This is a genomic window from Streptomyces sp. YIM S03343 (assembly GCF_054729195.1).
This window is the reverse complement of record NZ_JBPUKX010000001.1, coordinates 4,089,047-4,111,581: the sequence shown is the minus strand read 5'-3', so window position 1 is coordinate 4,111,581 and position 22,535 is coordinate 4,089,047. Positions and strand designations below refer to the sequence as shown.

Below are 22,535 nucleotides of genomic sequence, written 5' to 3'. Positions count from 1 at the left end.
TGTCCATGACTCCTACGACGGAGACCACGGTCGGGATCGGCGGGGCAGCCGAAAGCACCGACATGGTGCTCAACATCGGACCCCAGCACCCGTCCACGCACGGCGTGCTGCGGCTGCGCATCGTGCTGGACGGCGAGCGCATCGTCCACGCCGAGCCGGTGATCGGCTATATGCACCGCGGCGCGGAGAAACTCTTCGAGGCGCGCGACTACCGTCAGATCATCATGCTGGCCAACCGCCACGACTGGCTCTCCGCCTTCTCCAACGAACTCGGCGTCGTCCTCGCCGTGGAGCGCATGCTCGGCATGGAGGTGCCCGCGCGCGCGGTGTGGATGCGCACGCTGCTGGCCGAGCTGAACCGGGTCCTCAACCATCTGATGTTCCTCGGGTCCTACCCACTGGAGCTCGGCGGGATCACGCCCGTGTTCTACGCGTTCCGGGAGCGCGAGGTCCTCCAGCACGTCATGGAGGAGATCTCCGGCGGGCGCATGCACTACATGTTCAACCGGGTCGGCGGCCTCAAGGAGGACCTCCCGGCCGGGTGGAGCACGCGCGCGCGCGGCGCCGTCGCCGCCGTGCGCTCCCGTATCGACGTCTTCGACGACCTGGTCCTCGGCAACGAGATCTTCCGGGGCCGCACCCGGGGCGTCGGCGTGCTGTCGGCGGCCGCCGTGCACGCGTACGGCGTGAGCGGGCCCATCGCGCGCGCCTCGGGCGTCGACTTCGACCTGCGGCGCGACGAGCCGTATCTGGCGTACGGCGAGCTTCAGGACACCCTGGAGGTGGTGACCCGTCAGGAGGGTGACTGCCTCGCCCGGTTCGAGTGCCTGCTGGGGCAGACTCACAACGCCCTCGACCTCGCCGACGCCTGCCTCGACCGGCTCGCCGAGCTGCCGCCGGGACCCGTCAACCAGCGGCTGCCCAAGGTCCTCAAGGCGCCCGAGGGACACACCTACGCGTGGACCGAGAACCCGCTGGGCATCAACGGCTACTACCTCGTCAGCAAGGGCGAGAAGACCCCGTACCGGCTCAAGCTCCGCTCGGCGTCCTACAACAACATCCAGGCGCTCACCGAACTGCTCCCGGGTGCGCTGGTGGCGGACATGGTGTCGATCCTGGGGTCGATGTTCTTCGTGGTGGGAGACATCGACAAGTAGGCGCGGGGGCGGGGTTCGCGGCGGCCGACGCTCAGTCGCCGACCACGTCCGCAATCCCTACGGACCGCACCAGCCAGCCGAAGTCGCCGAGCCCGCCCGGTGCGGTGAGTTCGGCGGCCTCTCCGGCGCTCGCGAGGGCGCGGACGTACTCCGCGGGGCGGGTGGAGGCCAGGGTGAGCGGGGGGCGCGTGCCCTCGATCCCCAGGGCGTGCAGGGCGGCCCGCTGGGTGAGCAGGCGCCCGCCGGCGGCACAGGCGTCCAGGGCGACGTGCGCGGTGATGTCGCACGAGCCGTCCGGCACGGGCGCCGTCTCTCGTCCCGCGCGGAAACCGGTGAGCGTTCCGAACGGCGGGCGTGAGCCGAGGGCGTGCGCGTAGTCCACGGCGACGGCGAGCCCGCGCGTCACGCACGAGACGGCGGACGCCCAGGCGAGGTCCCTGGGCAGCCCGATCTCCGCGCGGCAGCCCTCCTCGGCCGGCAGCGGCCACCACCGCGCCAGCCACCGTGCGTCGTCGCCGCCGACCGGCGGCCCGAGCCGCTCGGTCCCGTCGTCCCGTACGAGCACCAGCCGGGGTGTGCCCGAGGAGTCCACCTCGGCGACGTCCACGGCTACGTTGTCGAGCCATTCGTTGGCGAACAGCAGCCCGGTGATGTCCTTCGGCGGCTCGCGCAGCCATGTCACGCGCGGATCGAGCCCGGCGGGGCGGTCGGCGATCTCGACGGCGTGTCCGTGCGCGCGGGCGGCCACCTCGGCGGGCAGCGCGGCCAGCACCGCGGTGACCAGTTCGCCCCGCCCGGCCGCCATGTCGACGAAGTCCAGACGCGCGGGCCGCCCCAGAGCCTCGTCGACCCGGCACAGCAGCGCGGCCACCGCGCGGGCGAACAGGGGCGAGGCGTGGACGGACGTACGGAAGTGTCCGGCGGGACCCTCGGCCCGGTGATAGAAGCCGCCGGGCCCGTACAGCGCCGCCTCGGTGGCCGCGCGCCACCCGCGCCATGCGTCGCCGGAGCCGCTCGGGCTCCCGGAGCCGCCGGACCCATGGACGGCATCGGATCCGCCGGAGCCATCGACGGCCTCGGAGCCGCCGAAGCCTCCCGACCTGCCGGAGCCGTCGGCATCCATCCCGCTGCCCGTGCCGCCGTCGTCCTGGCCGGTCTCTTCCGTCACATGGCCAGATTAGGCTCACATCTGATCACGGCATCCACCTTGCGGAGTACTCGCCCCCGGTACGGATCGGCCCTCCGGTTGACCCCTGCGCACATCCCGCTTCAATACTCTGGGTTACGTGCAGCGCCTCTACGACTTCCTCCGCACGCATCCCGCCGGGGTCGACGCCTTCTGGGCCCTCGTCCTGTTCGGGATCGGCGGCGTGAGCATCTCGCATGTGAACGGGATGAGCGACTACCGCGGGTCGCTCGGCGTCGCAGTGGTGCTGTGCGCCGTCATGAGCCTGGTCGTCGCGCTGCGTCGGCGTATGCCGGAGAAGATGCTGCTGCTCGCGATCGCGGGCGGGGTGGCGCAGCTGGTGCTGGACATCGAGCTGACCGCCGCCAATTTCTCGATGCTGGTGATCGTCTACACGGTCGCCGCGACCGGCGCCCGCTGGTCGTCCCGGCTCGCGCTGATCCTCGGGCTGAGTGCCGCGACGATCGCGCAGATACGCTGGCCGGTGCTGGAGGCGAGCCTTCCCGGGCGGGTGGCGATGGTGGTCTTCCAGTCCGTGCCGTTCGCGCTCGCCTGGGTGCTCGGTGACTCCATGCGCACTCGCCGCGCCTACTTCGAGCAGCTGGAGGAGCGTGCCTCCCGGCTGGAGAAGGAGCGCGAGGCGCAGTCCAAGGTCGCGGTGGCCGCCGAACGGGCGCGGATCGCGCGCGAGCTGCACGACGTGGTCGCGCACAACGTGTCCGTGATGGTGGTCCAGGCCGACGGCGCCGCCTACGTCCTCGACGCGGCGCCCGACCAGGCGAAGAAGGCCCTGGAGACGATCTCCTCCACCGGCCGCCAGGCCCTCGCCGAGATGCGCCGTCTGCTGGGCGTGCTGCGTACCGGCGAGCATGTGGAGGCCGGGGAGTACGTGCCGCAGCCCGATGTCGAGCAGATCGAGGAACTGGTCGAGCAGTGCCGCGGTTCGGGCCTGCCCGTCGACTTCAAGGTCGAGGGCACACCGCGCCCGCTGCCGAGCGGGGTGGAGCTGACGGCGTACCGCATCGTGCAGGAGGCCCTCACCAACACCCGCAAGCACGGCGGGCCCAACGCGGGCGCCAGTGTCCGCCTGGTCTACTTCGACGACGGCCTCGGGCTGCTCGTCGAGGACGACGGCAAGGGCGCGCCGCACGAACTGTACGAGGACGGCGGCGTCGACGGCCGCGGGCACGGGCTGATCGGTATGCGCGAACGGGTCGGCATGGTCGGCGGCACGCTGGACACCGGTCCGCGCCCGGGCGGAGGATTCCGCATCAGTGTGCTGCTCCCGCTCAAACCGGCGCACTGACGCGGACGCACGCCCTCCATTGACACGTACCACCCTCGGTGTGACCCGCCCGCCCCCTCCCCGTGACCACGACCCCGCTCGCCCGACCGCGAGCCGACCCCGACCCCGACCCGACGACGCGATACGGAAGAGGCCCCGATGACGATCCGCGTGATGCTCGTCGACGACCAGGTGCTGCTGCGCACCGGGTTCCGGATGGTGCTGGCCGCCCAGCCGGACATGGAGGTCGTCGCCGAGGCGGGGGACGGCGTCGAGGCCCTCCAGGTGCTGCGCGAGACGGCCGTGGACGTCGTCCTGATGGATGTGCGCATGCCCAAGCTGGACGGCGTCGAGGCCACGCGCCGTATCTGCGCGCAGCCCGATCCGCCGAAGGTGCTGATCCTGACCACGTTCGACCTCGACGAGTACGCCTTCTCCGGCCTCAAGGCGGGCGCCTCCGGCTTCATGCTCAAGGACGTGCCGCCCGGTGAGCTCCTGGCCGCGATCCGGTCCGTGCACAGCGGTGACGCCGTCGTCGCCCCGTCCACGACACGCCGGCTCCTCGACCGTTTCGCCCCCATGCTGCCGACGGCCGGGAAGCCGCCCCAGCGCAAGGAGCTGGAGCGGCTCACCGACCGTGAGCGCGAGGTCATGGTGCTGGTCGCGCAGGGCCTGTCGAACGGCGAGATCGCGGCCCGGCTGGTCCTCTCCGAGGCGACCGTGAAGACCCATGTGGGCCGCATCCTCACCAAGCTCGGCCTGCGCGACCGGGTCCAGGTCGTGGTCCTGGCCTACGAGACGGGGCTGGTCCGGGCGGGCGGCGGTCGCGGCTGACCTCCGGCCGGGGCGACGACACCTGTGGCAGCCCTGCGGCCGATGCCCACGGCAGCCTGGCGTCCATGCCTACGGCAGCCTCGCCACGAAGTCCGTGACCGCCTGCTCCACGTCCGCCGCCGTCCACTCCAGGCCCACGGGCCCCACCCGGACCTCCGTGAACGACACGCCAGGGCCCGCGTCGTCCCAGCCGCCGGTGAACAGGGCGGCCTTGGTGTCCTCCACGGCCCTCACCGCGGCTTCGGCGGCCACGTCGGCGTCGTAGGGGAGCCACAACTGGAACTCCTGGGTGTGCGGCTCCTCGGGGTTCACCCGGGCCCACGGCACGCGTGACCCGGCGAACGCCTCGCGCAGCGCGGTGGCCACCACGCGCGCGTGGCGGACGTAATCGGGCAGCCTCGGCAGTTCCCGCTCCAGTCCCGCCAGCGCCGACAGCGCAGCCGGGAACTGCTGGAAGATCAGGCCGCCGTACCGGTGCCGCCAGGTCTTCGCCTCGTCGACCAGGGATTTCGGTCCGGCCAGTGCGGCGCCGCCGAGTCCTTCGAGGGACTTGTAGAACGACACGTACACGCTGTCCGCCAGGTCCGCGATCTCGTCGAGCGGGCGGCCGAAGTGGACGGTGGTCTCCCACAGGCGCGCGCCGTCGAAGTGCACCACCGCGTCCCGTTCGCGGGCCGCCTCCACCACCGCCGACAGCTCCTCCCACGTCGGCAGCACGAAACCGGCGTCCCTGAGGGGAAGTTCGAGCATCAGCGTGCCGAACGGCTCCTCGAAGCCGCTCACCTCGTCGGCGGTCGGCTGCCGGGGTCCGCTCGCGACACGCACCGGGCGCAGCCCGGCCACCTGCGTGAGGGCCTGGCGTTCGTGCACCTCGGGGTGGGCGAGGGCGTGCAGCGCCACCACCGGATTGCCGGTACGGCCCGCCCAGCAGCGCAGGGCGACCTGCTGGGCCATGGTCCCGGTCGGGAAGAACGCCGCGGCCTCCTTGCCGAGTACCCCGGCGACCTTCTCCTCCAGGGCTGCGACGACCCCGTTCCCGTAGAGATCAGCCCGCTCGTCGAGGTCGTAGACCCCGTCGAGATCCCCGAACAGCGCCAGCCGCTCCCGGAGCGTCCCCAGGAACCCCGGCCGCTCCAGCGCCCGTTCGGCAGCACGACAAGCGGCCACCCTCCGCCGGCGGAGCTCTTCCCGCCCGTCTTCGTCCCGGTCTTTCCGCCCGTCCTCCCCGTCTTCGCCCCGGTCTTTCTGCCCGTCCTCGCCGTGTCCCGTGGCCCCTCCTGGGCCCTGCGCCTCGCGCCGTTCCTCGTCCCGAGCTGTGCGCCGTCCGCCGTCCCGGCCCTGTTCCGCCGTATCGCTCATACGCCGGATCATGCCCGCACGGGATCCGACGGGCACCCGCTTTTCCGGGCCCGCACGACGGGCGCCGCCCGGGCCTCCGGCTTGTGGGCCGACCCCTGCCTGCGGCCTTCCGCGGCCCCGGCTTCCGGGTGGAACGGCAGGCCCGGCCTTGCATCCGGTCAGGGGTTCTGGCGTCCTTGCCCGGGCCGCGGCTGACGTCCCTGGCCAGGGTGCCCGGTACCGCCTGACCGCGGGGGCTGTGGGCCACAGCCTCCCGCTCCGGGGTCGGACCTCGGAAACGGCTGACGTCCCCCGGCCAAGGCCCCACCCCGGGCCAGGGCCCCCACCCCCGGTCAGGGCCCCGCCCCCGGCCAGGGCCCCACCCCGGGCCAGGGCCCCACCCCCGGTCAGGGCCCCGCCCCCGGCCAGGGCCCCGTGTGGAGTGACCCACACCCTGTGGACGACCTGGACCGGGGTTCGAGTCGATCGCGTTAACATGACGAGAAATCGTCCGGTACCCAGAGCGGACTGGAACGGGAAGGCCACCCTCGCGTGAGTACAGTCCACCAGCCAGATCCCAAGGACCGCCCCGCGCGGCTCACCGTAGGCGTCGTGGGCGCCGGTCGGGTCGGGCCCGCGCTCGCCGCGTCGCTCCAGCTCGCCGGGCATCGCCCGGTGGCCGTGTCCGCGGTCTCCGACGCGTCCCTGAGGCGGGCCGCAGAGTTGCTGCCCGACGTCCCTGTCGTGCCGCCCGCCGAGGTCCTCCAGCGCGCCGACCTGGTGCTGCTGACCGTCCCCGACGACACCCTGCCCGGCCTGGCCGAGGGGCTCGCCGAGACCGGCGCGGTACGGCCCGGCCAGCTCCTCGTGCACACCTCGGGCCGCTACGGCAGCAAGGTGCTCGACCCCGCCCTGCGCGCGGGCGCGCTGCCGCTGGCGCTGCATCCCGCGATGACCTTCACCGGCACCCCCGTCGACGTACAGCGGCTCGCCGGCTGTTCGTTCGGGGTGACCGCGCCCGAGGAACTGCGGCTGGCCGCCGAGGCGCTGGTCATCGAGATGGGCGGGGAACCGGAGTGGATCGCCGAGGAGTGCCGCCCGCTCTACCACGCGGCCCTCGCCCTGGGCGCCAACCACCTGGTGACCCTGGTCGCCCAGTCCATGGAGCTGCTGCGCGAGGCGGGCGTCACCGCGCCCGACCGGATGCTCGGCCCGCTGCTCGGCGCCGCCCTGGACAACGCCCTGCGCTCCGGCGACGCCGCGCTCACCGGCCCCGTCGCGCGAGGGGACGCGGGCACCGTCGCCGCGCATGTCTCCGAACTGCGCAAGCACGCACCGCAGACCGTCGCCGGGTATCTCGCGATGGCCCGCGCCACCGCCGACCGCGCGCTCGCCCACGGACTGCTCAAGCCCGAACTCGCCGAGGACCTGCTCGGGGTCCTCGCCGACGGGGGCGGGCACGGGATGGGCGCGCCTGGTGCGGCCGATGGGACTGACGGGACCGGCGGGGCCGATGGGCCTGATGGGCCTGATGGGACCGAGGGAACTGAGGGAACCGAGGGGGACGCCCGATGACCGCCGTTCTGCTGAGCACCGCCGCCGAACTGCACGCCCGCGCGCGTGGCGGCCGCCGAGCCGTCGTGATGACCATGGGCGCCCTGCACGAGGGCCACGCGACCCTGATCCGCGCCGCCCGCGAGATCGCCGGCGGCGACGGCGAGGTCGTCGTCACCGTGTTCGTCAACCCGCTCCAGTTCGGCCAGGGGGAGGACCTCGACCGCTATCCGCGCACCCTGGAGGCCGACCTCAAGGTCGCCGAACAGGCCGGTGCCGACGCCGTGTTCGCGCCGTCCGCCGACGAGGTCTACCCCGGCGGCCCGCCCCAGGTGCGGGTCACCGCGGGCCCCATGGGCGAGCGACTGGAGGGCGCCGCGCGGCCCGGCCACTTCGACGGCGTCCTCACGGTCGTCGCCAAGCTGCTGCACCTCACCCGGCCCGACGTCGCCCTGTTCGGCCAGAAGGACGCCCAGCAGCTGGCTCTGATCCGCCGTATGGTGCGCGACCTGAACTTCGGCATGGACATCGTCGCAGTGCCGACCGTGCGCGAGGCCGACGGCCTGGCCCTCTCCAGCCGCAACCGCTATCTGTCCGTCGCCGAGCGGCGCACCGCGCTCGCCCTGTCGCAGTCCCTCTTCGCGGGCGGCGACCGGCATGCCGCGCAGGAGGCGCTGCGCGCGCGGGCCCTCGAAACGCCCTCCACGCGCGCGCGTGCCGAGGCGCTCAGCGCGCTGGGCGAGTCCCGCGCGGCGGCCGACGCCAACGCGGTCGCCAAGGCCGCGCCCGGCGGCCCCGCGGGTGTGCGCGCCGCCGCCCGCCTCGTCCTCGACGAGGCCGCCCACCTCGACCCGCCGCTCGTCCTGGACTATCTGGCCCTGGTCGACCCGGCCGACTTCACCGAGATCACCGACGACTTCACCGGAGAGGCCGTCCTCGCCGTCGCGGCCCGGGTCGGCACGACCCGGCTGATCGACAACCTCCCCCTCACCTTCGGAACACTCGGAGCCGCCTCGTGAGCAGCACAGGCATACGACTGCACGCGCCCGCGCCCGGCTGGTCGCTCTCCGCGGACGTCGTGGTCGTCGGCTCCGGCGTCGCCGGCCTCACCGCGGCCCTGCGCTGCGAGGCGGCCGGTCTCGCCACCGTCGTCGTCACCAAGGCACGCCTCGACGACGGCTCCACGCGCTGGGCGCAGGGCGGCATCGCGGCGGCCCTGGGCGAGGGCGACACCCCCGAACAGCACCTGGACGACACGCTGGTGGCGGGCGCGGGCCTGTGCGACGAGGAGGCCGTACGGATCCTCGTCACCGAAGGCCCCGACGCCGTACGGCGGCTGATCTCCACCGGCGCCCACTTCGACACCGACGACGAGGGCGGCATCGAGCTCACCCGCGAGGGCGGCCACCACCGCCGCCGGATAGCGCACGCGGGCGGCGACGCCACCGGCGCGGAGATCTCCCGGACCCTCGTCGAGGCCGTCCGCGCGCGCGGGCTGCGCACGGTCGAGAACGCGCTGGTGCTGGATCTGCTCACGGACGCGGACGGCCGTACCGCGGGCGTGAGCCTGCATGTCATGGGCGAGGGCCAGCACGACGGCGTGGGCGCCGTGCTCGCCCCCGCGGTGGTCCTCGCGACCGGCGGCATGGGGCAGGTCTTCTCGGCGACCACCAACCCGTCGGTGTCCACCGGCGACGGCGTGGCGCTGGCGCTGCGCGCGGGCGCCGAGGCCTCCGACCTGGAGTTCGTGCAGTTCCACCCGACCGTGCTGTTCCTCGGCGCGGACGCGGAGGGCCAGCAGCCGCTGGTGTCCGAGGCGGTGCGCGGCGAGGGCGCCTATCTGGTCGACGCCGACGGCGTGCGTTTCATGACCGGGCAGCACGAACTGGGCGAGCTGGCGCCCAGGGACATCGTCGCCAAGGGCATCACGCGGCGTATGCAGGAGCAGGACGCCGAGCACATGTTCCTGGACGCCCGGCACTTCGGCGCGGACATGTGGGAGCACCGCTTCCCCACGATCCTGGCCGCCTGCCGCGCCAATGGCATCGACCCCGTCCACGAACCCGTCCCGGTCGCCCCGGCCGCCCACTACGCGTCCGGCGGCGTACGCACCGACGCACAGGGCCGTACGACCGTGCCGGGCCTGTACGCGTGCGGGGAGGTCGCCTGCACCGGCGTCCACGGTGCCAACCGGCTCGCCTCCAACTCCCTGCTCGAAGGGCTCGTCTACGCCGAGCGGATCGCCGCCGACATCGCCGACGGCCGGGCCGCGAACGGCCTGCACGCGCGCGTGCCCGCGCCGGTCGAGCGGCCCGAGACGCCCGAGCACCCCCTCCTCGCCCCCGAGGCGCGCTTCGCGATCCAGCGGATCATGAGCGAGGGCGCGGGCGTGCTCCGCTCGGCGGACTCGCTCGTCAAGGCCGCAGACCAGCTCGACCGGCTCCACAAGGAGGCGCGCGACGCGCTCGCCGAGAACGGCAAGACCGCCGAGCCCGGCACCGACACCTGGGAGGCCACCAACCTCCTGTGCGTGGCCCGCGTCCTGGTCGCCGCCGCGCGGCGCCGCGAGGAGACCCGCGGCTGCCACTGGCGCGAGGACCACGCCGGGCGCGACGACACGAACTGGCGGCGTCATATCGTCGTACGGCTGAATCCGGATCGCTCGCTGGCCGTGCACACCACGGACACCGCAGACTTCCCCCCGACCCTCGCACCCCGTTCCCAGGAGCAGTGACACAAGTGAGCATCCCCGAACTTCCCCTCGCCTCCTCCGGCGGCTGCGGCGGCTGCGGCGACGGCTGTGCCTGCGGGGCGGGCCCCGACGAGGGCCACGAGGGACACGAGGCATACCTGGAGTGCGGGCTCGACCCCGCGCTCGCCCAGCTCCTGGCCGACGCCGGACTCGACCCAGTGGAGGTCGAGGACATCGCCCATGTCGCCATCCAGGAGGACCTGGCCGGCGGCGCGGACGTGACCACGGTCGCGACGATCCCCGAGGACGCCGTCGCCACCGGTGACTTCACCGCGCGCGAGGCGGGCGTCGCGGCGGGCCTGCGGATGGCCGAGGCGGTGCTGTCCGTGGTCTGCGCGGACGAGTTCGAGGTCGAACGGCACGTCGAGGACGGCGAGCGGGTGGCGGCGGGGCAGACGCTCCTGTCGGTCACCACGCGCACCCGCGACCTGCTCACCGCCGAGCGCAGCGCCCTCAACATCCTGTGCCGCCTCTCCGGCATCGCGACCGTCACGCGCGCGTGGGCGGACACGCTGGAGGGCAGCAAGGCAAAGGTGAGGGACACACGCAAGACGACGCCGGGGCTGCGCGCCCTGGAGAAGTACGCGGTGCGGTGCGGCGGCGGCGTCAACCACCGTATGTCGCTGTCGGACGCCGCACTCGTCAAGGACAACCATGTGGTCGCCGCGGGCGGCGTCGCCCAGGCGTTCAAGGCCGTGCGGGAGGCCTTCCCGGAGGTGCCCATCGAGGTCGAGGTCGACACGCTCCACCAGCTCCGCGAGGTCGTGGACGCGGGCGCCGACCTGATCCTCCTGGACAACTTCACCCCCGGCGAGTGCGAGGAGGCCGTCGCGATCGTCGGTGGACGCGCGCTCCTGGAGGCGTCCGGAAGGCTCACCCTGGACAACGCCGCCGCCTACGCCGCCACCGGCGTCGACTTCCTCGCCGTGGGCGCCCTGACCCATTCCTCGCCCATCCTGGACATCGGGCTCGACCTGCGCGGGGCGGAGTAGACGCCATGCTCCTGACGATCGACGTGGGCAACACGCAGACGGTCCTCGGCCTCTTCGACGGCGAGGACATCGTCGAGCACTGGCGCATCTCCACGGACCCGCGCCGCACCGCCGACGAGCTCGCGGTGCTGCTGCAGGGCCTCATGGGCATGCACCCGCTGCTCGGCGAGGAACTGGGCGACGGCATCGACGGCATCGCGATCTGCGCGACCGTGCCGTCGGTGCTGCACGAACTGCGCGAGGTGACGCGGCGCTACTACGGCGATGTGCCCGCGGTCCTCGTCGAACCGGGCGTCAAGACCGGCGTGCCGATCCTCACCGACAACCCCAAGGAGGTCGGCGCGGACCGCATCATCAACGCGGTCGCCGCCGTCGAGCTCTACGGCGGCCCCGCGATCGTCGTCGACTTCGGCACGGCGACGACGTTCGACGCGGTCAGCGCGCGCGGGGAGTACGTCGGCGGGGTCATCGCGCCCGGCATCGAGATCTCCGTCGAGGCCCTCGGCGTCAAGGGCGCCCAGCTGCGCAAGATCGAGGTGGCCCGGCCGCGCAGCGTCATCGGCAAGAACACCGTCGAGGCCATGCAGTCCGGCATCGTGTTCGGCTTCGCCGGCCAGGTCGACGGCGTGGTCAGCCGCATGGCCCGCGAACTCGCCGACGACCCGGAAGACGTCCGCGTGATCGCGACCGGCGGCCTGGCCCCCATGGTCCTCGGCGAGGCCTCCGTGATCGACGAACACGAACCCTGGCTGACCCTGATCGGCCTCCGCCTGGTCTACGAACGCAACGTCTCCCGCATGTGACCTGGGGCGCCCCTGCTGCGGGCGGGATGCCACCTGCCCGGCCTTTCACGGGGGCCGGGTCCAGGGGCCTTGGGTGGCTTGCGCGGATGTGGCCGTGCCCGGGTGCGTGTCTGTTCCGGGCCCGGTCGATCCGTGGGCGGGACTGCGGGGGCGTGGTCGGGGGTTTTCGCGTGTGGCGCGTCGTGCTCCTCCCTGCGGGCGGGATGTCGCCTGTCCGGCTCTTCACGGGGGCCGGGTCCAGGGGCCTTGGGCGGTGGCTTGCGCCGATGTGGCCGCGCCCGGCGGGTGGCTCGTCTCAGACCCGGCCGACCCTGGTCGGCACCTGGGTGGGGCGCCCACAAGCCCTTCGCCGGGGCAGGTTCCGGCCTCCGGTGGCCTGGGCGGACAGCCGGGCCGGACACGGCCGTCACCCAGGTGGGCGTCCGTGGGCGTCCGTGGGCGTCCGGCTCGGTCTTGGTCGATCCGTGGTTGGCACGCCGGGGGCGTGGTCGGGGGTTTCGCGTGTGGCGCGTCGGGCTGCTGTTGGGGGTGGGGCGCCCACCGGATTCCTCATCGGGGCCTTGCCCAAGGGCCTCCCGACGGCTTGCGCCGACAATTGGTCCGGCGTGTGGGCCTCGGTGTGGGCGTTCCGGCCGGGTGGGTGGTGAGCGCCGCGCCACACCCGTGCCTTATGTCGAGTTTGTCTGATTAGCGCGTATCGTCGCCGCATGCCCACGCCATACGGATCCCGCGGCGGCATGGCGTTCGGTGCGGCGGAGCTGCGTGTGCTCCGCCGTGCTCTCGCCCTCGCCCTCCACCCCGGCCCCGCCTCGGCCGAGGACGTCCAGGACTGTCTCCGGCTCGCCGAGTCCCTCGACGAGGCGATGAGCGAGAGCACCCGGCTGCGCGCCTTCCTGCTGGCCGACCTCGCCCGGTACCGCGCCGCCCTGCCGGGTACCGCCGCTGGGTATTTCACGCTCCTGGAGGAGGCCCTCGGCGCCGGGTACCGCCCGGAGCCCGACGATCTTGCCGCCCTCCGTGCCCTGCGCGGCAACCCGGTCGCCGCCGTACTCCTGGACCGCTGCCGGCTCCTCGCGGAGCAGGACGTGCGGGCCCGCCTCGTCCGGGGCCGGCGGCGCCCAGCCGACGCGGCCGACGCGGTCACCGTGACCGTCCCGGCCTCCCGGACCCGCCTGCTGGCCATCCCGGGGGGCCGTGAGCCACTGGCGGCCAGTGAGCCCGGGACGGCGGAGGGGGCTGAGAAGTCGCCCCGGAAGGCGCCCGGCGGGCAGCCCGCCCAGTCGCCCGGGCAGCCGCCGAGCCGTAGCCCTGAACACAAGCCCGGGGAAAAGCCCGCGCCCAAGCCGGCGCCCAAGCCCGCTGAGAAGCCGGCCGACAAACCCGCCGACAAGCCCGCCGAGCGCCCCAGCCGTCCCGCTCCCGCTCCGCAGCCCTCCCGTCCCGTTCCGACCCCCGGCGAGGTCTTCCCCCGCCGCAAGCCCACCCCGCCGTCCCAGGGCGCACCCCGGCAGCTGGCCGTGGGCTGACACCGGCGAGCCCGCAGGGCGCGCGGCCCGGCCGTGGATGCGAGGCGGCCGTGGATGCGGGGCGGCCAGGGAGCGGCCCGGACCGGGTGAGCGCGCCGCGGCGGTCGGCTGCGGGCCGCTGGAGGTGAGGCGGCCGGCACCCCCGCCCCGCCGGTGCGGCCCGGCTCCGTCGGTGCGGCCCGGCTCCGTCGGCGGCCCTCCACGCCCCTGCGCCCCGGGCCGGCGCCGTGCCGAGCCCGGCCCGGGCCCCCGCCGCCACCCGCCGTACCCCCCTGGCTACCCTGGACGCATGGACTACGTCTCCGCGCTCGTGCCCCCGGTCGTCATGGCCGTGTTCTTCATCGGTGTGGTCAGGGTGATCGTGAAGACCCAGGGCGGTGCCGCCAAGGCCAAGGAGGACGCGGCCGTCGATGCCGCCCTCGCGCGCGCGGAGCGCGCCGATCGCGACGTCTGACGTCGTACCGGCGCTGGCCTTCCCGGCGTGTGTCCCGGCGGTGCGGAGCAGTCCGCACCGCCGGGACACACGCCCTTTTTGTTCCGTTCGTCGGTGAAGCGCACGTCCGCCACGCCATTGGCGGGATCTCCCACTATTGTTCTGAGCTGTGCCTCGCCCATTGGGAGAACTCGAAGACGCGGTCATGACGCGGGTGTGGAAGTGGAACCGCCCGGTGACCGTTCGAGAAGTCCTCGAAGACCTTCAGCAGGAACGGTCCATCGCCTACACCACGGTGATGACCGTTTTGGACAATCTCCATCAGAAGGGCTGGGTGCGCCGCGAGGCGGAAGGCCGCGCCTATCGATATGAGGCGGTCTCCACCCGCGCCGCCTACGCCGCGGCACTGATGAACGACGCCTGGGCGCAGAGCGACAACCCCGCCGCCGCACTCGTCGCCTTCTTCGGCATGATGAGCGACGAACAGCGTCACGCGCTCAGGGACGCCGTACGCATCGTCCAGGGTCCGGAAACGCCCGAAGACGAGAACCCCGGCTCGGCTGCGGGTGACGGCGGGCGATAGCGTCCGCTCATGTCAGCAGAGAGCCCCGAGGCCACCGCAAAAGCCATCACCGTCCGGAGGGCCAGGACCTCCGATGTCCCGGCGGTGCGCAGCCTCCTCGACACCTACGTGCGCCGGCGCATCCTGCTCGACAAAGCCACGGTGACACTTTACGAGGACATCCAGGAGTTCTGGGTCGCCGAACGGGACGACAACGCGGACGTGGTGGGCTGCGGCGCACTGCATGTGATGTGGGAAGACCTCGCCGAAGTCCGCACTCTCGCGGTCGAGCCGGGGCTGAAGGGTGCGGGGGTCGGGCACCGTCTGCTGGAGAAGTTGCTGCACACCGCGCGTTGGCTCGGCGTTCGCCGGGTTTTCTGTCTGACCTTCGAAGTGGACTTCTTCGGCAAGCACGGCTTCGTGGAGATCGGCGAGACACCCGTCGACCGGGATGTCTACGCGGAGCTGATGCGTTCCTATGACGAGGGCGTCGCGGAGTTCCTCGGTCTCGAACGAGTGAAACCGAACACCTTGGGCAACAGCCGGATGCTTCTGCATCTGTGATCGTCGGGTATGGGTATGCCGGGATGTCGGGATGCGGGGTTGTCATGAGTGCGGCGTTGTCGCGATGGGGATGCCGCGATGCCGGTTGCCGGTATTCGGGCCGCGCGGGCATGACGAGGGGTCCTATGTCCGAAACGCCATGTTTCCGGACCGGGGTCGACCCTGAGTCTCTCCCGGGGGTTTGTGTTTTTCAAGCAAAAGCGGTTTGCTTTCCGACGTACTGCAGTACTGCATATAACAGGGGGCGGCGAAACGGCGGACGCCGCGGACCCCCCGGCCCTCGAGTCATGAATGAAAGGAAATCCGGTGGCACAGAAGGTTCAGGTCCTTCTTGTCGATGACATCGACGGCGGCGAGGCGGACGAGACCGTCACGTTCGCGTTGGACGGCAAGACGTACGAGATCGATCTCACCACTGGCAATGCGGACAAGCTGCGCGGCCTTCTCGACCCCTATGTGAAGGGCGGTCGTCGGACCGGAGGCCGGGCCGCGGGCGGTCGCGGAAAGGCGCGTGCCGCTGTCGGCGGCAGCGAGGACACCGCGAAGATCCGCGCCTGGGCGAAGGAGAACGGCTACGAGGTCAACGACCGCGGCCGTGTTCCCGCGCAGATCCGCGAGGCCTACGAGCGGGAAAACGGCTGACGTCCAGCCCGAATACGACATCACTGACGAGTCGAGCGGCGACGGTACCGACGGCAGCGTCGACTCCGGTCCCGCACAAGGCTCCCTGCCCGCGATTGCGGTACGGCGGTCGGTGACTCGGCCCGTAGGGCGGCGGCTCGGACGGCGCGGCCGCCGGTCTCAGGGCGGGCGCGCAGGCGGCGAACGCGCGCACACGAGTCGTACGAGATCAGGGGCGTTTTCCGCGCCCCTGAAACCGGCACAGCCGGCGGCCGGCCGCTAGAGGCGGCAGAGGCACAGCGCCGGTAGAGCCGGCAGAACCGGTAGAGCCGGCAGAGCCGGTTGGCGCCGAGGGTCCGTCCTCGCGCCCACAACCCAGGCCCAGGGGGGCCGCGTCCACATGGCGGCCCCTCCATGGGCCTTGCATGGGCCTGCAGCGGTTTGTAGGGGTCCCTGTTCGCCTTCAGCGCCCACCGGCGGCGTTATCCGGCCCCTCATCCCCCCGAGTCCCCCCAGCGCCCCCTCGGCGGCATTCACCCCCTGTCTTCGGCTGTCTCCAGCTGTCTCGGGCGAGCCCGCTCCAGGCACTTCCGACTACCCCTGGACCCGGCCGTAGCCCCTGCCGTCGCCCCCCTCCCGGCTCGATCGGGCCACCCCTTCCCTCCCGGCACCCCTGGGATTACTCTGAGTATCCGCACAAGCGCACAGAGTCCCGAAAATCGTGGCGCGCTGCCCCCCCGTCACGGCGCAAGGTTGTTCGCCCATAGCGGAGCGGACGGGTGTGCGTGGCATGGAGTGTCAGTCCGTGCGGGTAAGACATGCCTAGTGGGAGGGGGCGACACGCAGGGCAGGCCGTCTCACGTTCGCCATCGGCGTAGTGACAGTGGGGGTAACTGTCTGGCCTGCGGGAACATCGTCTCGCACCATCGGGTTGGGACAGATGTCGGCGTTCGGGGTCAGGAGGGCCAAGAACGGTGTCGGCAGTTGGAATGAGCGGTCCCCGCTTGCGGGACTAAGCTGCGGAAGGACAGGGAGGGGAAGTTCCCCCCACTGCCTGACCGCTCTGAGGAGCGATTAACGATGTTCGAGAGGTTCACCGACCGCGCGCGGCGGGTTGTCGTCCTGGCTCAGGAAGAAGCCCGGATGCTCAACCACAACTACATCGGCACCGAGCACATCCTCCTGGGCCTGATCCACGAGGGTGAGGGTGTCGCCGCCAAGGCCCTTGAGAGCCTCGGGATTTCGCTCGAGGCGGTCCGCCAGCAGGTGGAGGAGATCATCGGCCAGGGCCAGCAGGCCCCCTCGGGCCACATTCCCTTCACCCCCCGTGCCAAGAAGGTCCTGGAGCTGTCGCTCCGTGAGGCCCTTCAGCTGGGGCACAACTACATCGGCACGGAGCACATCCTGCTCGGCCTGATCCGCGAGGGCGAGGGCGTCGCCGCCCAGGTCCTGGTCAAGCTGGGCGCTGATCTCAACCGGGTGCGGCAGCAGGTCATCCAGCTGCTCTCCGGTTACCAGGGCAAGGAGACCGCCGCCGCCGGCGGCCCCGCCGAGGGCACGCCCTCGACGTCCCTGGTGCTCGACCAGTTCGGCCGGAACCTCACCCAGGCCGCCCGTGAGACCAAGCTCGACCCGGTCATCGGGCGCGAGAAGGAGATCGAGCGGGTCATGCAGGTGCTGTCCCGCCGCACCAAGAACAACCCGGTGCTGATCGGTGAGCCCGGCGTCGGCAAGACCGCCGTCGTCGAGGGCCTCGCCCAGGCCATCGTCAAGGGCGAGGTGCCCGAGACCCTCAAGGACAAGCACCTCTACACCCTGGACCTCGGCGCCCTGGTCGCCGGCTCCCGCTACCGCGGTGACTTCGAGGAGCGCCTGAAGAAGGTCCTCAAGGAGATCCGCACCCGCGGCGACATCATCCTGTTCATCGACGAGCTGCACACGCTGGTCGGTGCGGGTGCCGCCGAGGGCGCCATCGACGCCGCGAGCATCCTCAAGCCGATGCTGGCCCGCGGTGAGCTCCAGACCATCGGTGCGACGACGCTGGACGAGTACCGCAAGCACCTGGAGAAGGACGCCGCCCTGGAGCGCCGCTTCCAGCCCATCCAGGTCGCCGAGCCGTCCCTGCCGCACACCATCGAGATCCTCAAGGGCCTGCGCGACCGCTACGAGGCCCACCACCGGGTCTCCATCACGGACGAGGCACTGGTCCAGGCCGCCACCCTGGCCGACCGCTACATCTCGGACCGCTTCCTGCCGGACAAGGCGATCGACCTGATCGACGAGGCCGGTTCCCGGATGCGTATCCGCCGGATGACCGCGCCGCCGGACCTGCGCGAGTTCGACGAGAAGATCGCCGCCGTCCGCCGGGACAAGGAGTCCGCGATCGACTCGCAGGACTTCGAGAAGGCCGCCTCGCTGCGCGACAAGGAGAAGCAGCTCCTGTCCGCGAAGACCAAGCGGGAGAAGGAATGGAAGGCCGGCGACATGGACGTCGTCGCCGAGGTCGACGGCGACCTGATCGCCGAGGTCCTCGCCACGGCCACCGGCATCCCGGTCTTCAAGCTGACCGAGGAGGAGTCCTCGCGTCTGCTGCGCATGGAGGACGAGCTCCACAAGCGGGTCATCGGCCAGGTCGACGCAGTCAAGGCGCTGTCCAAGGCGATCCGGCGTACGCGTGCGGGCCTCAAGGACCCGAAGCGCCCCGGCGGTTCGTTCATCTTCGCCGGCCCGTCCGGCGTCGGTAAGACCGAACTGTCCAAGGCCCTCGCCGAGTTCCTCTTCGGTGACGAGGACGCGCTGATCTCCCTCGACATGTCGGAGTTCAGCGAGAAGCACACGGTCTCCCGGCTCTTCGGTTCGCCCCCCGGCTACGTGGGCTACGAGGAGGGCGGCCAGCTGACCGAGAAGGTGCGCCGCAAGCCGTTCTCCGTCGTCCTGTTCGACGAGGTGGAGAAGGCCCACCCGGACATCTTCAACTCGCTGCTGCAGATCCTGGAGGACGGTCGTCTGACCGACTCCCAGGGCCGGGTCGTGGACTTCAAGAACACGGTCATCATCATGACGACCAACCTCGGCACCCGGGACATCTCCAAGGGCTTCAACCTGGGCTTCGCGGCCACGGGTGACACCAAGTCCAACTACGAGCGCATGAAGAACAAGGTCCAGGACGAGCTCAAGCAGCACTTCCGCCCCGAGTTCCTCAACCGCGTCGACGACGTGGTCGTCTTCCCGCAGCTGACCGAGGACGACATCCTCAAGATCGTCGACCTCATGGTCGGCAAGGTGGACGAGCGCCTCAAGGACCGGGACATGGGCATCGAACTGGCCCAGTCCGCCAAGGAACTGCTGGCCCAGAAGGGCTACGACCCCGTGATGGGCGCGCGTCCGCTGCGCCGCACCATTCAGCGTGAGATCGAGGACTCGCTGTCGGAGAAGATCCTCTTCGGCGAGCTGCGCCCCGGTCACATCGTGGTCGTCGAAACGGAGGGCGAGGGCGACTCCAAGACCTTCACCTTCCGCGGCGAGGAGAAGTCCGCCCTGCCGGACGCCCCGCCGATCGAGCAGGCGGCCGGCGGCGCCGGTCCCAACCTGAGCAAGGAGGCGTGACCCTCCGGGGGTTCGCCCAGCAGTGAGGTTCACCCAGCGGTGAGAAGGGGGGTGGCCCCGGGACTTCAAGTCCCGGGGCCACCCCCCTTCTCGTGCCTTCAGGACAACTGGCCGTCGTAGTCCGGCAGTTTGAAGGTCTTCTCGGCGTGGCCGCCCGAGAGGTCGGAGGCGCTGTTGCCGATGTTCGCGATGATCGTGTAGCCCTTCGACTCGATGTCGGCGCGCTGCGCGGTCTTGTAGGCGGCGATGTCCTTGAACAGGTCGAGCAGACCGCGGACATAGAGACCGGAGACGTCGTAGCCGTCGTACTCGAGGTTGTACTCGGTGGGCCAGGCGATGATGCCCGGGCGGGCGGTGACGAAGAAGAGGTCGACGCCGTGCTCCTGGGCGTACTTCGCGACGTTCAGCACCGGCTTGTTGGCCGGCTGCGGGTAGCTGAAGCCGAAGTCGGTCTCCAGGGTGGTGTTGTCGATGTCGAAGACGATCGCCGGCTTCTCACCCGGCTTCACGGCGGCGATCCGGTCCTTCAGATACGGCAGTGCCTGGTCCATGACGGCCTGGCAGTCCTTCTGCCAGGTGGCGTAGTCGACCGCGGTGGCAGCGCTCGCCGATGAGCTCGCCGACGTGCTCACGGACGTGGTGACGGACGCGGTGGTGGACGCGACGGATGCGGTGCCGGTGGCCGTCGCGGCCTGGGCGCCGACCGGGACCGCCAGCGCGGTCACGGCGGCCGTGGCCGCGAACGTCAGGGCTGCGCGGCGTGTCCAGGTGCCTCTGCTCATGGGTGTGGGGGTCCTCTCGCGTACGAGTGCTGCCTGTACCGGCAAAGATGTCAGGGGCATGCTCGTCCACGGGAGTGGCCTGAGGGGAACAAGTAGGTTACTAAGCGGTAGTCCGTGGTCCGATCACTCGGCTTACTCGGGTTACTCGGCGGCGGTTCGCCCGCGGTGCGCCTGGGTGACCAGGCCGATGGCGACCTCCATGACCGCCTTTTGGCGCTCCTCCGGGTCGGCCTCGATGTCCTGCATCACGAACATCCCGGCGTGCAGCGTGAACAGTGCGCTGACGCAGCGGATCTGGTCGACCAGCTCGGCGTCCGGGTCGATGATGAGGTCCCGCATCCCCTTCATCCGCTCCTTGAACGCATCGCCGATCTGCAGATCGCGGATGGTGGCCTGGTTCTCCTGCATGAACCGGAAGAGCGGTGCCGCGTCGGTGAGCGCCTGGCCGTAGCGGCGCAGCAGCTCCAGCTTGGTCTCCAGGGTGTGGGGCTGGTCCTTGCCCCACTCGATCAGGTCCTCGATCGGCTGTGTCAGGTCCTCGAAGAGGCTGACGATGATCTGTTCCTTGGTCTTGAAGTGGTAGTACAGCGCGGCCTTCGTGACATCGAGGTGCTCGGCGATCTCCCGCAGGGAGGTCTTCTCGTACCCGTGCTCCGCGAAGAGTTCGAGTGCCACGTCCTGGATGCGCTGGCGGGTGTTGCCGCGGCGCCGTTGCCTGATGCCGTCCATCGTGACGCCCATCCTCGTACTCCTCGCGCTCCCGCGGAAACTTGCTTGCCGGCCGACTAGATAAACTTACTTGACGCCCGGCTAGTTCCGGGTCTACCTTCCGAGTGTAGCCACTAGCCGGGCGGCAAGTAAGTAGCAGCCGCAGGGGGAGAGAGAAAGTCATGGCGGACACACAGACAGCCGGAGCGGAGCCGACCGCGTCCGGGAAGCGCCAGAGGAGCGTGCGGGTCGTCATACTCGCGCTCATGATCGCGATGATGCTCGCGATGCTGGACAACATGATCGTGGGCACCGCGATGCCGACGATCGTCGGTGACCTGGGCGGCCTCGAACACCTCTCGTGGGTGGTCACCGGGTACACCCTCGCGACCGCCGCGGCCACCCCGATCTGGGGCAAGCTCGGCGACATGTACGGCCGTAAGGCCACCTTCATGACCTCGATCGTGATCTTCCTGATCGGGTCGGCGCTCAGCGGCATGGCCCAGAACATGGGCGAGCTGATCGGCTTCCGCGCCGTGCAGGGCCTCGGCGCCGGCGGACTGATGGTCGGTGTCATGGCGATCATCGGCGACCTCGTCCCGCCGCGGGAGCGCGGCAAGTACCAGGGCATGATGGCCGGCGTCATGGCGCTCGCGATGATCGGCGGCCCGCTGGTCGGCGGCACCATCACCGACAACTGGGGCTGGCGCTGGTCCTTCTACATCAACCTGCCGCTCGGCGCGTTCGCGCTCGCGCTGATCAGCGTGGTGCTGCACCTGCCGAAGAAGCGCTCCAAGGCGGGTATCGACTACCTCGGCGTCATCCTGCTCACCGTCGGCATCACCTCCATCGTGCTCGTCACCACCTGGGGCGGCAGCGAGTACGCCTGGACGTCCGCGCGGATCATGGAGCTCACCGCCATAGGCGTCGCCTCGCTGGTCGGCTTCGTGTTCTGGCAGACCAAGGCCGCCGAGCCGGTCGTACCGCTGCACATCTTCCGCAGCCGCAACTTCACCCTGATGTCCGTCATCGGCTTCATCACCGGCTTCGTGATGTTCGGTGCGACGCTGTTCCTGCCGCTGTACCAGCAGTCCGTGCAGGGCGCCTCCGCGACCAACTCCGGTCTGCTGCTCCTGCCGATGCTCGGCGCGATGCTCGTGACCTCGATGATCGCGGGCCGGGTCACCACCAGCACCGGCCGCTACAAGGTCTTCCCGATCGCCGGCGGCGTGCTGATGATCACCGGGCTGTATCTGCTGTCGCTGATGGACACCGGGACCACGCGGTTCACGTCGGGTGTGTACATGGCCGTCCTCGGCGCCGGCATGGGCTGCCTGATGCAGATCACCATGCTGGTCGCGCAGAACAGCGTGCAGATGAAGGACATGGGCGTCGCGTCCTCCTCCACCACCCTGTTCCGTACGCTCGGTTCGTCCTTCGGCGTGGCCATCATGGGCGCCCTGTTCAACCACCGTGTCCAGGACGTCATGGCCGAGCGGGCCGGTGCGCTGGGCTCGAAGCTCACCGAGCAGTCCGCACAGCTCGACGCGGCCAGCCTGGCCAAGCTGCCCGCCGCGGCCCGGGAGGCGTACCAGCACGCGGTGTCCGCCGGTACCCACTCGGCCTTCCTGCTCGGCTCCGTGATCGCGGTGCTCGTGCTGGTGATGGCTCTGTTCGTCAAGGAGGTCCCGCTGAAGGGTGCGGCCTCGAAGCCGGAGGCCGAGGGTGGGCCCGGCGGGGCGGCGGCGACCGCCCAGGTCGGTGACCAGGCATCGGCGCCGGTCACCGAAGCAGTCTGACGCACGGCCCCGGCCCCTGGCCCGAGCCGACCG

General features: G+C 71.2%; 19 protein-coding genes. 15 read left to right on the top strand and 4 right to left on the bottom strand.

The window, feature by feature from the left end:
• Positions 1 to 5: 5 nt before the first annotated feature.
• Positions 6 to 1,157, top strand: coding sequence for an NADH-quinone oxidoreductase subunit D (locus tag ACSYGN_RS17610; protein WP_460396679.1), 1,152 nt, complete (start codon positions 6 to 8; stop codon positions 1,155 to 1,157).
• A 31-nt stretch (positions 1,158 to 1,188) separates the two neighbouring features.
• Here the strand turns inward: ACSYGN_RS17610 and ACSYGN_RS17605 are convergent, their stop codons facing one another.
• Complete coding sequence (locus tag ACSYGN_RS17605) at positions 1,189 to 2,325, bottom strand: SAM-dependent methyltransferase (protein ID WP_460396677.1); 1,137 nt, start codon at positions 2,323 to 2,325, stop codon at positions 1,189 to 1,191.
• 118 nt (positions 2,326 to 2,443) lie between these two features.
• Here ACSYGN_RS17605 and ACSYGN_RS17600 point away from each other — a divergent pair, with 118 nt between their 5' ends.
• Together ACSYGN_RS17600 and ACSYGN_RS17595 are read left to right on the top strand one after the other, a co-directional pair.
• The gene (locus ACSYGN_RS17600; protein WP_460396675.1) at positions 2,444 to 3,649 is read left to right on the top strand and encodes a sensor histidine kinase; all 1,206 of its coding nucleotides are present in this window, start codon (positions 2,444 to 2,446) and stop codon (positions 3,647 to 3,649) included.
• Positions 3,650 to 3,787: 138 nt separating this feature from the next.
• Entirely contained in the window at positions 3,788 to 4,462 is a 675-nt protein-coding gene (locus ACSYGN_RS17595) for a response regulator transcription factor (protein WP_460396673.1), read from the top strand.
• Positions 4,463 to 4,531: 69 nt separating this feature from the next.
• On the opposite strand, the gene ACSYGN_RS17590 is transcribed toward ACSYGN_RS17595, so the two are convergent.
• Positions 4,532 to 5,821, bottom strand: coding sequence for a threonine aldolase family protein (locus ACSYGN_RS17590; RefSeq protein ID WP_460396671.1), 1,290 nt, complete (start codon positions 5,819 to 5,821; stop codon positions 4,532 to 4,534).
• A gap of 531 nt (positions 5,822 to 6,352) precedes the next feature.
• Here ACSYGN_RS17590 and ACSYGN_RS17585 point away from each other — a divergent pair.
• From ACSYGN_RS17585 to ACSYGN_RS17535, 11 genes are all read left to right on the top strand, one after another.
• A complete protein-coding gene (locus ACSYGN_RS17585; protein WP_460396669.1) occupies positions 6,353 to 7,375 on the top strand; it encodes a Rossmann-like and DUF2520 domain-containing protein in 1,023 nt (340 codons plus the stop codon).
• Positions 7,372 to 8,373, top strand: a complete 1,002-nt coding sequence (gene panC, locus ACSYGN_RS17580; RefSeq protein ID WP_460396667.1) for a pantoate--beta-alanine ligase — start codon at positions 7,372 to 7,374, stop codon at positions 8,371 to 8,373. The genes ACSYGN_RS17585 and panC overlap by 4 nt, the downstream gene beginning before the upstream one ends.
• Positions 8,370 to 10,088 carry an L-aspartate oxidase gene (locus ACSYGN_RS17575; protein ID WP_460396665.1) on the top strand — a complete coding sequence of 573 codons (1,719 nt, stop codon included), beginning with the start codon at positions 8,370 to 8,372 and terminating at the stop codon, positions 10,086 to 10,088. The genes panC and ACSYGN_RS17575 overlap by 4 nt, the downstream gene beginning before the upstream one ends.
• A gap of 5 nt (positions 10,089 to 10,093) precedes the next feature.
• On the top strand, positions 10,094 to 11,098 hold the full coding sequence (gene nadC, locus ACSYGN_RS17570; RefSeq protein ID WP_460396663.1) for a carboxylating nicotinate-nucleotide diphosphorylase: 1,005 nt from the start codon (positions 10,094 to 10,096) through the stop codon (positions 11,096 to 11,098).
• A 5-nt stretch (positions 11,099 to 11,103) separates the two neighbouring features.
• Entirely contained in the window at positions 11,104 to 11,901 is a 798-nt protein-coding gene (locus ACSYGN_RS17565; protein WP_460396661.1) for a type III pantothenate kinase, read from the top strand.
• Positions 11,902 to 12,638: 737 nt separating this feature from the next.
• Entirely contained in the window at positions 12,639 to 13,427 is a 789-nt protein-coding gene (locus ACSYGN_RS17560) for a hypothetical protein (protein ID WP_460403533.1), read from the top strand.
• A gap of 289 nt (positions 13,428 to 13,716) precedes the next feature.
• Positions 13,717 to 13,881 carry a hypothetical protein gene (locus ACSYGN_RS17555; protein WP_460396659.1) on the top strand — a complete coding sequence of 55 codons (165 nt, stop codon included), beginning with the start codon at positions 13,717 to 13,719 and terminating at the stop codon, positions 13,879 to 13,881.
• A 184-nt stretch (positions 13,882 to 14,065) separates the two neighbouring features.
• Positions 14,066 to 14,443: a BlaI/MecI/CopY family transcriptional regulator gene (locus ACSYGN_RS17550; RefSeq protein ID WP_460396657.1), complete on the top strand. Its 378-nt coding sequence runs from the start codon at positions 14,066 to 14,068 to the stop codon at positions 14,441 to 14,443.
• Positions 14,444 to 14,452: 9 nt separating this feature from the next.
• On the top strand, positions 14,453 to 14,986 hold the full coding sequence (locus ACSYGN_RS17545; protein ID WP_460396655.1) for an amino-acid N-acetyltransferase: 534 nt from the start codon (positions 14,453 to 14,455) through the stop codon (positions 14,984 to 14,986).
• A gap of 306 nt (positions 14,987 to 15,292) precedes the next feature.
• Positions 15,293 to 15,628, top strand: coding sequence for a histone-like nucleoid-structuring protein Lsr2 (locus tag ACSYGN_RS17540; RefSeq protein ID WP_460396653.1), 336 nt, complete (start codon positions 15,293 to 15,295; stop codon positions 15,626 to 15,628).
• A 1,059-nt stretch (positions 15,629 to 16,687) separates the two neighbouring features.
• Positions 16,688 to 19,213: an ATP-dependent Clp protease ATP-binding subunit gene (locus ACSYGN_RS17535; protein WP_460396651.1), complete on the top strand. Its 2,526-nt coding sequence runs from the start codon at positions 16,688 to 16,690 to the stop codon at positions 19,211 to 19,213.
• A 98-nt stretch (positions 19,214 to 19,311) separates the two neighbouring features.
• On the opposite strand, the gene ACSYGN_RS17530 is transcribed toward ACSYGN_RS17535, so the two are convergent.
• Together ACSYGN_RS17530 and ACSYGN_RS17525 are read right to left on the bottom strand one after the other, a co-directional pair.
• Positions 19,312 to 19,995, bottom strand: coding sequence for an HAD family acid phosphatase (locus tag ACSYGN_RS17530; protein WP_460396649.1), 684 nt, complete (start codon positions 19,993 to 19,995; stop codon positions 19,312 to 19,314).
• Positions 19,996 to 20,136: 141 nt separating this feature from the next.
• The gene (locus ACSYGN_RS17525) at positions 20,137 to 20,736 is read right to left on the bottom strand and encodes a TetR/AcrR family transcriptional regulator (protein ID WP_460396647.1); all 600 of its coding nucleotides are present in this window, start codon (positions 20,734 to 20,736) and stop codon (positions 20,137 to 20,139) included.
• 149 nt (positions 20,737 to 20,885) lie between these two features.
• Here ACSYGN_RS17525 and ACSYGN_RS17520 point away from each other — a divergent pair, with 149 nt between their 5' ends.
• Positions 20,886 to 22,502 (top strand): MDR family MFS transporter, encoded by a 1,617-nt coding sequence (locus ACSYGN_RS17520; protein WP_460396645.1) that lies wholly within the window; start codon positions 20,886 to 20,888, stop codon positions 22,500 to 22,502.
• Positions 22,503 to 22,535 lie beyond the last annotated feature (33 nt).

What these genes read in the sequence shown, in the direction of transcription:
- ACSYGN_RS17610 (WP_460396679.1), top strand. Translation starts at nt 6, where the DNA reads ATGACTCCTACGACGGAGACCACGGTCGGGATCGGCGGGGCAGCCGAA.
- ACSYGN_RS17595 (WP_460396673.1), top strand. Translation starts at nt 3,788, where the DNA reads ATGACGATCCGCGTGATGCTCGTCGACGACCAGGTGCTGCTGCGCACC.
- ACSYGN_RS17590 (WP_460396671.1), bottom strand. Translation starts at nt 5,821, where the DNA reads ATGAGCGATACGGCGGAACAGGGCCGGGACGGCGGACGGCGCACAGCT.
- panC (WP_460396667.1), top strand. Translation starts at nt 7,372, where the DNA reads ATGACCGCCGTTCTGCTGAGCACCGCCGCCGAACTGCACGCCCGCGCG.
- ACSYGN_RS17565 (WP_460396661.1), top strand. Translation starts at nt 11,104, where the DNA reads ATGCTCCTGACGATCGACGTGGGCAACACGCAGACGGTCCTCGGCCTC.
- ACSYGN_RS17560 (WP_460403533.1), top strand. Translation starts at nt 12,639, where the DNA reads ATGGCGTTCGGTGCGGCGGAGCTGCGTGTGCTCCGCCGTGCTCTCGCC.
- ACSYGN_RS17555 (WP_460396659.1), top strand. Translation starts at nt 13,717, where the DNA reads ATGGACTACGTCTCCGCGCTCGTGCCCCCGGTCGTCATGGCCGTGTTC.
- ACSYGN_RS17550 (WP_460396657.1), top strand. Translation starts at nt 14,066, where the DNA reads ATGACGCGGGTGTGGAAGTGGAACCGCCCGGTGACCGTTCGAGAAGTC.
- ACSYGN_RS17545 (WP_460396655.1), top strand. Translation starts at nt 14,453, where the DNA reads ATGTCAGCAGAGAGCCCCGAGGCCACCGCAAAAGCCATCACCGTCCGG.
- ACSYGN_RS17535 (WP_460396651.1), top strand. Translation starts at nt 16,688, where the DNA reads ATGTTCGAGAGGTTCACCGACCGCGCGCGGCGGGTTGTCGTCCTGGCT.
- ACSYGN_RS17530 (WP_460396649.1), bottom strand. Translation starts at nt 19,995, where the DNA reads ATGAGCAGAGGCACCTGGACACGCCGCGCAGCCCTGACGTTCGCGGCC.
- ACSYGN_RS17525 (WP_460396647.1), bottom strand. Translation starts at nt 20,736, where the DNA reads ATGGGCGTCACGATGGACGGCATCAGGCAACGGCGCCGCGGCAACACC.
- ACSYGN_RS17520 (WP_460396645.1), top strand. Translation starts at nt 20,886, where the DNA reads ATGGCGGACACACAGACAGCCGGAGCGGAGCCGACCGCGTCCGGGAAG.